We start from the raw sequence: 11994 nt of genomic DNA on the forward strand, positions 1-11994 counted from the left end.
TTAAGCTGATAATGAGGGCGACATTTTTGTCGCCCTTTTTTATTTGTCTCTCCGGCAAACAATAGGTCATGAAATGAACGAGAAAATTTTCACCCTGCCCGTTTCCGAACAGATTTCGCCTTACATCAGCCAGCGGCAACTCGATGAGCTGGGCGTGGTTGTGGTGTCGCATCCGAAAGTGCGCGCTGCCGTCGCGCTGCAAGGCGCCCATTTGCTGGCCTGGCAGCCTAGCGGTGAGCAGCCGGTGATTTGGCTCAGCAACAATACCCCCTTCGCCAAAGGCAAGGCCATCCGCGGCGGCGTGCCGATCTGCTGGCCGTGGTTCGGCCCGGTGGCGCAACCCTCCCACGGTTTTGCCCGCAACCAGCCCTGGAGCCTGACGGCGCACGATGAAGATGACAACGGCGTCATCCTGACCTTTACGCTGAAAGACAATGAGCAGACCCGCAAACTGTGGCCGCACGCCTTCACGCTGATTGCCCGCTTCAAGCTGGGTGCGGAGTGCGAAATCGAACTGGAATCGCACGGCGATTATCAGGCCACGGCGGCGCTGCACAGTTACTTCCAGGTCGGCGACATCGATCGGGTCAGCGTGGCGGGTCTGGGCGAGCCTTATATCGACAAGGTGGCGGGCGGCGCAGAGGCGCTTCAGGAAGGCGAAGTGACCTTCGTCGGCCAAACCGACCGCGTCTATACCCGCCCGGAGGCCTTCAGCCAGATCCGCGATCCGGCGCTCGCGCGCACCATAGAGGTTCACCACCATCATATGAGCGACGTCATCGCCTGGAACCCCGGCGTGGAGCTCTCCTGCAGCATGGGGGATATGCCGAACGACGGTTACAAGACCATGGTCTGCATCGAGACCGGGCGCGTCAGCAAACCGCTGGTCGCCGCCGGCGAGCAACCCGCCCGTTTGGGCGTGACCTTCCGCAGCCGTAAGAAGGCCTGAGGCGCCGCGCGCGACAGCGCACTGCAGATGTGCAAAAGGGGCGCCAGCGCCCCTTTTTGATGCACGCCATGCACGATAATCGTGCAATGCGTGATTAGAAGGTGTAGCTCACACCCGTCATCAACAAACCGGTGTAGGATTTATCCACCATCGGGCTGTCTTTCACTTCATCCGACAACTTCACATAGCGGCCGAGGAAGAAGGCGTTCCAGCTTTTGTTGATCTGGTAATTGGCGCTCAGTTCGAGATACGGCGCCCAGCTATCGCCTGGGGTGTAGCTGTCCAGTCCGCTGCGGCGCGATTCATTGGCGCTGACGCCGTAGTAATATTTGTTCTGGTTTTTGCTGTTCCACATCACGCCTACGCCCGGGACCAGCGTCAGCGCGTCCAGATCAAACTTGTACAGATAAGCCACATCGCCCACCAGCCCGTTGCTGTAGTTCAACGTGTCGCCGGTGAAGGTGGTGCGGAGGGTGCCCCACTCCGCGTGGTGCGAATAAGCCAGGCCGGCCATCAGCGTGCCGCGGCGTTTGTCGAGACGCTTCATGCGATCGTCATCGCTGTCGCCAGGGCGGTAGCCCCATGGCGTGTAGTAACCCATGATGCTCAGCTGGTTTTCTTGATCTTTCCACAGGTAGTAACCGGCGGTCAGAGTACGGAAGTAGAAGTCGTCACCTTCATAGTCGATGACGGGCACCGGATATACGCGATCCTGATAACCGCGATACGCGTCCGGGCTAACCAGCGCGCCGGCGCCGAGTGACCAGGTTCCCGCCTGAGCACTTTGCGCACAAACCATTGCGGAAGCGATAATTGCTAGCGTTTTGAGTTTTGAAATCTTCACTGGTTGTTTTCCATAAATTACAGGGTTAATAGCCGCAATAGTTTATGTGAAAATTTAGTTGCGCGCCTAATCTTTACAATAGAAAACGACCAAGATCGAATAACTTATAGCGGAATTATGAATTAATCATGGCGGAACGATGACGTTTCATCCTGCAGGCCGCGCCAGACAAGGCATTTGGCTTCCACTGTAATAACTGAGTCATTGATATGACTTAAAAAAAGCTTTTTCTGCGGCAGGAAATTTTCCGGCAAGCAAACTAAGCTTAAATCAGAAGGTGAATTTATCCTGAGCCCAGTGGCAAACAGCGCAACTCGCGATAATAAGCGCACCAAGTTGGCATACGGGTTGCTGTACTCAGGCGTATTCTCATCTTCCGGGGGCCAGAACACTATCACACGCTCTCTTTAACCTGTGCTAATAACGAAAGGACGGGCATCATGAACATATTTGACCACTATCGCCAGCGCTACGAAGCTGCCAAGGACGAAGAGTTCACACTGCAGGAATTTCTTACCATTTGCCGGCAAGATCGCAGTGCCTATGCCAACGCGGCCGAACGTCTGCTGATGGCTATCGGTGAACCTGTGATGGTCGACACTGCGCTAGAATCACGCCTGTCGCGCCTGTTCTCCAACCGCGTGATCGCACGCTATCCTGCCTTTGAAGAATTCTACGGCATGGAAGAGGCCATCGAACAGATCGTCTCTTACCTGAAACACGCCGCGCAGGGCCTGGAAGAGAAGAAACAGATCCTTTACCTGCTGGGCCCGGTGGGCGGCGGTAAATCCTCGCTGGCGGAGCGTCTTAAGGCGTTGATGCAGCGCGTGCCCATCTACACCCTCAGCGCCAACGGCGAACGCAGCCCGGTCAACGATCATCCGCTGTGCCTGTTCAACCCGCAGGAAGATGCCTCGATCCTGGAAAAAGAGTTCAACATCCCGAGTCGCTATCTCGGCACCATCATGTCGCCGTGGGCGGCGAAGCGCCTGCATGAGTTCGGCGGCGACATCACCAAGTTTAAAGTCGTCAAAGTGCGCCCTTCCATCCTGGAGCAGATCGCCATCGCCAAAACCGAACCGGGCGATGAGAACAACCAGGACATCTCGGCGCTGGTCGGTAAAGTGGACATCCGTAAGCTGGAGAACCATGCGCAGAACGATCCGGACGCCTACGGCTACTCCGGCGCCCTGTGCCGCGCCAACCAGGGGATTATGGAGTTCGTCGAGATGTTCAAAGCGCCGATCAAGGTGCTGCACCCGCTGCTGACGGCGACCCAGGAAGGCAACTACAACGGCACCGAGGGCATCTCCGCCCTGCCGTTCAACGGCATCATTCTGGCGCACTCCAACGAATCCGAGTGGGTGACCTTCCGTAACAACAAGAACAACGAAGCGTTCCTCGACCGCGTGTACATCGTCAAGGTGCCTTACTGCCTGCGCGTGTCGGAAGAGATCAAGATTTACGACAAGCTGCTGGATCACAGCGAGCTGACCCACGCGCCCTGCGCGCCGGGCACCCTCGAAACGCTCGCGCGCTTTAGCGTGCTGTCGCGGTTGAAAGAGCCGGAAAACTCGAGCATTTACTCGAAAATGCGCGTGTATGACGGCGAAAGCCTCAAGGATACCGATCCGAAAGCCAAGTCCTATCAGGAGTACCGCGACTACGCCGGGGTTGACGAAGGCATGAACGGCCTCTCCACCCGTTTCGCCTTTAAAATCCTCTCGCGGGTATTCAACTTCGATCACGCCGAGGTGGCGGCCAACCCGGTACACCTGTTCTATGTGCTGGAGCAGCAGATCGAACGCGAACAGTTCCCGCAGGATTTGGCCGAGAAATACCTGGAGCACCTGAAAGGCTATCTGATCCCGAAATACGCCGAGTTTATCGGCAAAGAGATCCAGACCGCCTATCTGGAATCCTACTCGGAATACGGCCAGAACATTTTTGACCGTTACGTGACCTACGCGGACTTCTGGATCCAGGATCAGGAGTATCGCGATCCCGACACCGGTCAGCTGTTCGACCGCGAGTCGTTGAACGCCGAACTGGAGAAAATCGAGAAACCGGCCGGCATCAGCAACCCGAAAGATTTCCGTAACGAAATCGTGAACTTCGTGCTGCGCGCCCGCGCCAACAACAACGGCCGTAATCCGAACTGGACCAGCTACGAGAAGCTGCGCACCGTGATCGAGAAGAAAATGTTCTCCAATACCGAAGAGCTGTTGCCGGTCATTTCGTTTAACGCCAAAACATCGACGGACGAGCAGAAGAAACACGACGACTTCGTCGACCGCATGATGGAGAAAGGCTATACCCGCAAGCAGGTTCGCCTGCTGTGTGAATGGTATCTGCGGGTCAGAAAATCCTCATAACGCCTCAGGTAAGCGGCATTATCAGGGCCATGTCCACAGTCATGGACGTTGCAGCGCAGCCCAGGGAGGGGCTGGCATATTGCGCTGTCGCGGCCGGGACATGAAGAGTTGGCAACGTCGTTTGGGGGAAGTATGGCCTATTTCATTGACCGGCGGCTGAACGGCAAAAACAAGAGCATGGTGAACCGCCAGCGCTTCTTGCGCCGTTACAAGTCGCAAATCAAACAGTCGATTGCCGAAGCCATCAACAAGCGTTCGGTCACCGACGTAGACAGCGGGGAGTCGGTCTCCATCCCCACTGACGATATCAACGAACCGATGTTTCATCAGGGGCGCGGCGGCACTCGCCATCGCGTTCACCCGGGCAATGACCACTTCGTGCAGAACGATCGCGTTGAGCGGCCTCAGGGCGGCGCAGGCGGTGGCGGCGGCCAGGGCAACGCCAGCCAGGACGGTGAAGGCCAGGATGAATTCGTCTTCCAGATCTCCAAAGACGAGTACCTCGATCTGCTGTTCGAGGATCTCGCCCTGCCCAACCTGAAAAAGAATCAGTACAAGCAGTTGACCGAGTTCAAAACCCATCGCGCCGGCTATACCGCCAACGGCGTGCCGGCCAACATCAGCGTCGTGCGTTCGCTGCAGAACTCGTTGGCGCGACGTACCGCCATGACCGCCGGTAAAAGACGCGCGTTGCACGAGCTGGAAGACGCGCTGACCCAGCTGGAAAACACCGAACCGGTGCAATTGCTGGAAGAGGAGCGGCTGCGCAAGGAAATTGCCGAACTGCGCAAGAAAATCGAAAGCGTACCGTTTATCGATACCTTCGACCTGCGCTACAAAAACTATGAGCGCCGGCCGGAGCCTTCCAGCCAGGCGGTGATGTTCTGCCTGATGGACGTGTCCGGTTCGATGGATCAGGCGACCAAAGACATGGCCAAGCGCTTTTACATTCTGCTTTATCTGTTCCTGAGCCGAACCTACAAGAACGTCGAGGTGGTCTATATTCGCCATCACACCCAGGCGAAAGAGGTGGACGAACAGGAGTTCTTCTATTCGCAGGAAACCGGCGGCACCATCGTCTCCAGCGCGCTGAAGTTGATGAACGACGTGGTCGAAGAGCGTTATGACCCGGCGCAATGGAATATCTACGCCGCGCAAGCGTCGGACGGCGACAACTGGGCCGACGATTCACCGCTGTGCCATGAGCTGTTGGCGAAGAAGATCCTGCCGATGGTGCGTTATTACAGCTACATAGAAATCACTCGCCGCGCTCACCAAACGCTGTGGCGCGAATATGAGGATCTGCAGGCAAGATTCGATAACTTCGCCATGCAGCATATCCGCGAACCGGACGATATCTATCCGGTATTCCGCGAACTGTTTCGCAAACAGACCGTGTGAATAACGTCGCGTTAATGTCACCACAGCCGGAAAACGCCGTTTTCCGGCTGTTTCTTTTTCGCATTATATATTTACATCACCTATGTTTGATTTTTAGGCAATGGCAATATCAATAATAAGTCAGATTCCCCAGAACGGCCGTCTCTATTATTTGTTCTTCTGAGGTTATTCCTAAACATTCGCCTCTGTGCCCACACGGCTTGATAGGAATATTCCCATTCAGTTATCGTTACCCCGTCGCTTAAGTCTCTTCCTAAGCGAAATTTGCCTCATTTTATTTTTCTATGGCTTCTCAGCCCGCTGCGGCGGGCATTTACCTGTCAGCAGGTTAGACATCATGATCGATTACACCCTCTATGGCCTCAACAAGCACGATGTTGATGAATACCATAAGCAAATATGCTGCCTGCTTGGCAAAAACGTGCTGCTGGTGCTGACCGCCAACAAGCCGATAACCAAACAGAACCTGCTCGCCAGCCTTATCCAGGAGATAGAAAAACAGCCCGATGATTATTTTCAGCGGTTGCATCGTGCAGCCATAGAAATGATCGGCGTTAACGGACGCTAAGGCGATATACGTAAGGCAGGCATCTACGCCATTATTGCCGCCGCCGCGTGTCGATGATGCTGTTGATTATTAATATCGATAGCGATATCAGCGAAGGGATAGCCTGCCGCAGAATGTCATCTTTTAGTCCGAAAACCCTTTCTGCCCTTGCTGTATTTCGCGCCGGCCGCCTCATCAATCAAACCCGCCACCTCATCGGCATGGAAACCAGCGAGGTCAACGCATTTCCACCGTATGAATCGCCGAATATCCCCTGCGCGACGCCGTCCCAGAATCAGCGTACCAGCACGATAATGGGTTGCGTGCTCATTGCCGACTCCTTCATCTCATAGTAAAGCACCGCAGGTAGATGAACAGCCCCCTTAAGGAACGTGCCCGGCTGCCTTCGACGCCACGCAGTCCCCATTTTCTATAGTCAGCCTCAGGCGTTCAGCAATGGCGACGACGAGTTAGCGTTCCCGGTTTTCCGGCGTCGCCACGGCCTTATCGAAGCGGCTTACGCCGCAAGGGGGGAGAAAAAAACGATTAAAACTAGGATTTTTACCCATGTCGATCTAAAATTTCGCGCAAAAACAAAGAGAAGTAAATTTAGCCCAACGGGAAAAGGAATGAAGTTGTGAAGGAAATGATCTCCATCGTTTTTATGGCATGCCTGCTGGCGCTGCTGTTTTCGTGGCTGTTCGTCTACGGTCTTAACATTCATTAAACCCGCAACGTCCACAATTCCCCTCCCTGGCCGGCTGGCGGCGCATCGTGACAGATGCGCTAAAACCGGCACATGAAGGGTTCACGTACCGCCAAACCCACGCCACCTCACCTTAGCCGTCCGTCCGCCAATACATCATTAATTTTTATGAGTCATAACCCCCATCGCGTTCCCCCCTTCACCGGCTCTTTTACTGCTTAGGGGAGTCACCTCCAGAAAGAGGGTTTGCCAGATGCGGAATGTTACCGGTAACTATGCTGTTGATTTCTTTTGGTAATAAACGTAAGACCGTTAATAACCCTACGTTCTTTATAGAAATAAATTATGCATTCTTATGGATAAAGGTTTGAATAAACGGTCTTTGGTCATTGATTATCACCCGCCAAGCTCCTAGAATTCGCGCGTAAAAATACAACTGGGATCGGGTTTCATGTCGTCGCTGTGGGTTGCAACGCAATACTGTTATTTTATCGGCCTGTTAGTTTCTATGATTTTCACCTACCTGGTTAGCCGGGACACCGTCAAAATTCGCTGTATCAGCGCGCTGACCATCGGGTTAACCTGGCCGTTAAGCCTGCCGGTGGTGTTGCTGTTTTCGCTGTTCTGACGCCCCCAATACCTCGCGTGGGTTTTTAAACAGGCATGCTAATGAAAAGAGGCCGACCACCGGCGCAGTGGATTTTTGGCGCGGGATAAAAAAACGCCAGCACAAGGCTGGCATGAAAATTGGAAGCAATGTGAGCAATGTCGTGCCGGATCGGGGGGCACAGAAGGAGACAACCCTTTTCCCCTCACCGGCGATTCAAATGATAATACGTCTCATTATTGAATGTAAAGTCATTTCCCTGCGTAACTCTTCCCCCCCTGGAAAAATATCAGCCGCGCGGCGCACGCCAGCGTTGATACAGCCGCCCTGCGCCCCACACCAGCAGCCAGAGAAAAATATTCAACCCCAACCATAACATCAGCAAGTAGAAGAACGTCTGATAACCGGGTATGCCCCGATCGGCTGAAAACGGGTTAAAGTGGAAAAATTTAACGATCGCAAACGGGTTAAGATTGAAACGGTCAAACACGGCCGCCGTCAACAACGGCGGCAACAACGTATAAAACGCCAGGCTGAACAGCAGCAGGATTTTTGTGCCCGAGGTGTTTTTATAATCTTTCATATCAATGTATTACGTCTTCCATTGTGGTGCGAACACCGCCAGGCGTTCACACGCCAATCGACCCCGCAAGCGCAAAAGAGTTCCAGGCAAACGCGGAAATAAAGCCGATCCGGCGTTTAATTGTCATTTAGCGCTCGGGTGATATATACCCTGTGGATTTTAAATTACGATGTCGCCGCGCCGCCTTCAACCGCAGCGTTCGCATGGCATCATCAGGAGGCATTAATGAAACCGGACGCACTCTCTGCCGCCGAACCCGAAAAAGCTCAAGGTCATCTACGGCTGGTATATTTACGTGATCTATAGCCTGCTGGTTTTCAACATTTACATGGCGGTCTACAACGTCTGCGTTCGGCATCCGATCGAGGCCCCGCTGCTGTCGCTGTTTCACAGCCTGTTCCTCGCGCTGATGCTGCAGCAGGTGCTCAAGAAGAACGTCGTTTTCGCCTGGGTCTTGCTCAGCTATTTTATTCTGATGCGCCTGTATTACGCCAATGTGCTGCATGTTGAGTTCACGCTGGTGAGCCGTGGCCTGGTGCTGCTGATTCTGACGCTGCTGCTTACCGGCGCCGTGGCCGTCGGGCAACTGGCCACGCCACCGCAGCGACATGACTGGCTGGCGCGGCTGGGCTGGCGGCAATGGGGAGCGCTCACAGCGCTGGCGGCTATCCTGACGCCGCTGATTACCACCGACTATCTGGGATAAACAGGGGGCTATTAGGGGATGTGCGGTTCGGAAATGTCTACGATACGGCAGATTTTAGTGTAGTTACCCGCCTTCTCACAGATCTTGTCCGTGACGAACATGCCAAGGTAGCCCAGCAGCAGCAAGTAGCCGACCATGCACAGAATAAAGATAAGCGTTCTCACCGATAGCGACCAACCTGACAAGAGTATCCCGAATATCATAACCTGAACGCGGCGCTTTAAAAGGATTTCATGCGCACACAGCCCTCATCGGCGCACGTTCTGTAGTAACATTAAGCCACCACGCAACCGCCGGATACGCCGATGCACCATCTGATGTTAGACATTGAAACCCTGGATATAAAACCCAGCGCCGTCATTCTGGTGGTGGCGGCGGTGTTTTTCGATCCCCGAACCGGGGAGCTGGGCGCCGAATTCGAAGCCGCCATCAGCAGCCAGAAAGACCAGCCGGGCCGTACCATCAGCCTGGACACGGTCGCCTGGTGGGCGAAACAGTCCGATGAGGCCCGCAAACAGGCCTTCAGCGGCACCGAGAGCCTGAAACGCGTGCTGAGCAGCCTCAGCCGCTTTATCCATATGAACAGCACCGACACGGTGAAAGTCTGGGGCAATGGCAAAGAGTTCGACTGCGCGATCCTCGAACACGCCTTCCAGCAATTGGAAATGCCCTGCCCGTGGAAATTCTGGGATACCCAGGACGTGCGCACGGTGATCACGCTGGCGGAACTGCACGGCTTTAACCCGAAAAAAGCCCGCCCGTTCGAAGGTATGCCGCATCGCGCGCTGGATGATGCTCGCCACCAGGCCCGTTATGTGGCCGATACCGTCTCGGCGCTCTATTACCGCCAAGGGGCGCAGCGCTGACCCGCTTTGCCCCTTTTCATTTGCCGCCAGAGTCTCTACTCTAGCCCTCTTTGTCACTTGGACGTGCCTTTCCTGTTATGCAAAAGTTTCTGTTTATGCTTCTCAGCCTGGTGCTGCTCGGCCCATTAGGCATCGATCTTTACCTGCCGACCATTCCCGCCATTGCCGTCGGCCTGGGCAGCAGCGAAGCGCTGATCCAATCCACCATTTCACTGTTTATTCTGGTGCTTGGCCTCGGCCAGGTCATCGCCGGGCCGCTGGTGGATAACTATGGCCGCAAGCCGGTGGCGCTGGCCGGCATTATCCTCTACATGATCGGCGCCGCGATGGCGGCGCTGGCCACCAGCCCGACGATTTTCATCGCTTCGCGTCTGCTGCAAGGGGTGGCGGTTTGCTGCACCGCCGTCGTCGCCTTCAGCGGCGTGCGCGATCGCCTGAATGGCGACGATGCCGCCCGCGCTTTCGGCTTTCTCAACGGCACGCTGAACATCATCCCGGCGCTGGCGCCGCTGCTCGGCGGCCTGCTCGCCGAAGCCTTCGGCTGGCGCGCCCCCTTCTGGTTCCTGGTCGGCTACGCGCTGCTGGTGTTGGTGCTGATCGCGCTGCGCCTGCCGGAAACTCGCCCTGCCGACACCGTGCCGGTCAAAGGGCTGCCGGTGCGCCAATACGCGCGCATCCTCAGCGATCGCCGTTTCCTCTCCTTTGCGGTGGTGAACTCCGGGGCGATGGGCATGGCGCTGACCTACGTTTCTCTGGCGCCGAACGTGCTGATGGGCACCGCCGGCCTGACCCCGCTGCAATTCTCGCTGGTGTTCGGCGCCAACGGTTTCTGGATCATGCTGGTCAGCTTCTTCGCCAACCGCATCATCCACAAGGTCGGCCGCCCGGTTTGTCTGGCGACCGGCGGCATGTTGATGGGGCTGGGCTGTCTGGGCCTGCTGCTGGGCGTCATGCTACTGCCCGCGACGGCGCAAGCGCACTGGCTGGCGTATATGTTGCCGGTCGCCAGCGCCTGCGCCGGGTTGGCGTTCGTGATGGGCCCGGCCACCAGCTACGCGCTGGAGCCGTATTCCAATGAGGCCGGCGTCGCGTCCGCGCTGGTCGGTTTCGTGCAGATGGCGGGCGGTGCCGCGCTGGGTCTGGTGGCGATGGCGTTGCCGCTGCAACCGAAGCTGTCGCTGGCGCTGGTGATGCTGGCGGGCTGCCTGCTGGCGCTGCACGCGCGGCGGCTCAGCAAGCAGATTAAAGGGCAGATCAGAAAAGTCGCCTGAGCCGCGGCTCAGGCTTCAATGGCGACCGGCACCCGCGCCGCTAACGCCGACAGCAGCTCATAGCCCAACGTTCCTGCCGCCGTGGCCACCTCGTCCACCGGCAGGCGTTTCCCCCACAGCTCCACTTCGGCGCCCAGCTCGACTTGCGGACAGGGCGTCAGATCCACCGCCAGCATATCCATCGATACCGTTCCCAGGGTGCGCGTCAGCACGCCGTCAACCCATACCGGCGTGCCGGTCGGCGCATGACGCGGATAGCCGTCGGCGTAACCGCAGGCCACCACGCCAATACGTTGCGCGCCGGCGGCGCTGTAACGGCCGCCGTAACCCACGCGATCGCCAGACTTCAGCTGCTGAATGCCGATGATCTCGCTGCTCAGCGTCATCGCCGGCTGCAACCCCGTCGCCGCAACGTCATTCCAGCACCCGCTCGGCGAAGCGCCATACAGAATGATCCCAGGGCGTACCCAACTGCCGTGGGCAGAAGAATGCCACAGCGTGGCGGCCGAGTTGGCCAGGCAGCGCGGCAGCGGGATATCGGCAGCGGCCGCCTCGATGGTAGCCATCTGCTGGGTCACGCCTTCCGGGCCGTCGGCGGTGGCGAAATGGCTCATCAGCGTAAGCTCGCCGATGTTGGCAACCACCTGCGCCCTGCGCCACACCTCGTGCAGCCGCTCGGGTGCGAACCCCAGCCGATTCATGCCGCTGTTCACTTTCAGATAGACATTGAGCGGTGCGCTCAGCGTGGCATCGGCGATCGCCGCCAGCTGCCAGTCGCTGTGCACCGCCGTCGTCAGGCGATAACGATCGAGCAACGCCAAATCCTGCGGCTGGAAGAAACCTTCCAGCAGAAGAATCGGCCCTTGCCAACCCGACTCACGCAGCAGCACCGCTTCGGCCAGATCCAGCATGGCGAAGCCGTCGGTTTGCGCCATGCTGCGCCAAACGTGTTTGATGCCGTGGCCATAGGCGTTGGCCTTGACCACCGCCCAGACTTTGGCGCCGGGGGCGAAACGGCGCACCACCTGCAGGTTATTTTCAATTGCGCCAAGATGCATCGTGGCGGTTATCGGACGGGGCATCGCTTCTCCTTGGGGCAGCGTACAGCGGCCACGCGCGCCTGCGCGTGGCCGGGAAAG

Annotated in this window: 14 protein-coding genes; 9 read left to right on the forward strand and 5 right to left on the reverse strand. The window is 56.9% G+C overall.

The window, feature by feature from the left end; translation table 11 throughout:
- Positions 1–73: 73 nt before the first annotated feature.
- Positions 74–949 carry a D-hexose-6-phosphate mutarotase gene (locus tag ACJ8IM_RS00545; protein ID WP_033634810.1) on the forward strand — a complete coding sequence of 292 codons (876 nt, stop codon included), beginning with the start codon at positions 74–76 and terminating at the stop codon, positions 947–949.
- A 94-nt stretch (positions 950–1043) separates the two neighbouring features.
- Here ACJ8IM_RS00545 and ACJ8IM_RS00550 read toward each other — a convergent pair whose 3' ends face one another.
- Positions 1044–1748, reverse strand: a complete 705-nt coding sequence (locus tag ACJ8IM_RS00550; RefSeq protein ID WP_033654379.1) for a MipA/OmpV family protein — start codon at positions 1746–1748, stop codon at positions 1044–1046.
- A gap of 167 nt (positions 1749–1915) precedes the next feature.
- Positions 1916–2191, reverse strand: coding sequence for a hypothetical protein (locus ACJ8IM_RS00555; protein WP_154067234.1), 276 nt, complete (start codon positions 2189–2191; stop codon positions 1916–1918).
- Between the two features lie 42 nt (positions 2192–2233).
- On the opposite strand from ACJ8IM_RS00555, the gene yeaG reads away from it, so the two are divergent.
- The 5 genes from yeaG (at position 2234) to ACJ8IM_RS00580 (ending at position 7450) form a co-directional block, all read left to right on the forward strand.
- A complete protein-coding gene (yeaG, locus tag ACJ8IM_RS00560; RefSeq protein WP_004932230.1) occupies positions 2234–4168 on the forward strand; it encodes a protein kinase YeaG in 1935 nt (644 codons plus the stop codon).
- Between the two features lie 132 nt (positions 4169–4300).
- Positions 4301–5569, forward strand: a complete 1269-nt coding sequence (locus tag ACJ8IM_RS00565; RefSeq protein ID WP_033634813.1) for a YeaH/YhbH family protein — start codon at positions 4301–4303, stop codon at positions 5567–5569.
- 337 nt (positions 5570–5906) lie between these two features.
- The gene (locus ACJ8IM_RS00570; protein WP_004932237.1) at positions 5907–6137 is read left to right on the forward strand and encodes a hypothetical protein; all 231 of its coding nucleotides are present in this window, start codon (positions 5907–5909) and stop codon (positions 6135–6137) included.
- Positions 6138–6190: 53 nt separating this feature from the next.
- Positions 6191–6469, forward strand: coding sequence for a hypothetical protein (locus ACJ8IM_RS00575; RefSeq protein WP_033654382.1), 279 nt, complete (start codon positions 6191–6193; stop codon positions 6467–6469).
- An 804-nt stretch (positions 6470–7273) separates the two neighbouring features.
- A complete protein-coding gene (locus ACJ8IM_RS00580; protein ID WP_033634815.1) occupies positions 7274–7450 on the forward strand; it encodes a GhoT/OrtT family toxin in 177 nt (58 codons plus the stop codon).
- Between the two features lie 268 nt (positions 7451–7718).
- Here the strand turns inward: ACJ8IM_RS00580 and ACJ8IM_RS00585 are convergent, their stop codons facing one another.
- Positions 7719–8012 (reverse strand): hypothetical protein, encoded by a 294-nt coding sequence (locus ACJ8IM_RS00585; protein WP_033647615.1) that lies wholly within the window; start codon positions 8010–8012, stop codon positions 7719–7721.
- Between the two features lie 295 nt (positions 8013–8307).
- On the opposite strand from ACJ8IM_RS00585, the gene ACJ8IM_RS00590 reads away from it, so the two are divergent.
- Positions 8308–8718: a hypothetical protein gene (locus tag ACJ8IM_RS00590; RefSeq protein WP_308317394.1), complete on the forward strand. Its 411-nt coding sequence runs from the start codon at positions 8308–8310 to the stop codon at positions 8716–8718.
- Positions 8719–8729: 11 nt separating this feature from the next.
- Here the strand turns inward: ACJ8IM_RS00590 and ACJ8IM_RS00595 are convergent, their stop codons facing one another.
- Positions 8730–8882 carry a hypothetical protein gene (locus ACJ8IM_RS00595; RefSeq protein WP_223479875.1) on the reverse strand — a complete coding sequence of 51 codons (153 nt, stop codon included), beginning with the start codon at positions 8880–8882 and terminating at the stop codon, positions 8730–8732.
- A 141-nt stretch (positions 8883–9023) separates the two neighbouring features.
- Between ACJ8IM_RS00595 and ACJ8IM_RS00600 the strand changes: the two genes are divergently transcribed.
- Positions 9024–9584: a 3'-5' exonuclease gene (locus ACJ8IM_RS00600; protein WP_033654385.1), complete on the forward strand. Its 561-nt coding sequence runs from the start codon at positions 9024–9026 to the stop codon at positions 9582–9584.
- 77 nt (positions 9585–9661) lie between these two features.
- Positions 9662–10855: a multidrug effflux MFS transporter gene (locus ACJ8IM_RS00605; RefSeq protein WP_033647617.1), complete on the forward strand. Its 1194-nt coding sequence runs from the start codon at positions 9662–9664 to the stop codon at positions 10853–10855.
- Between the two features lie 8 nt (positions 10856–10863).
- On the opposite strand, the gene dadX is transcribed toward ACJ8IM_RS00605, so the two are convergent.
- Positions 10864–11937, reverse strand: coding sequence for a catabolic alanine racemase DadX (gene dadX, locus ACJ8IM_RS00610; RefSeq protein WP_033654386.1), 1074 nt, complete (start codon positions 11935–11937; stop codon positions 10864–10866).
- Positions 11938–11994: the final 57 nt, after the last annotated feature.

Origin of the sequence: Serratia sp. CY33525, from assembly GCF_052169115.1 — a bacterium.
GTDB classification, from domain to species: Bacteria; Pseudomonadota; Gammaproteobacteria; order Enterobacterales; family Enterobacteriaceae; genus Serratia; species Serratia sarumanii.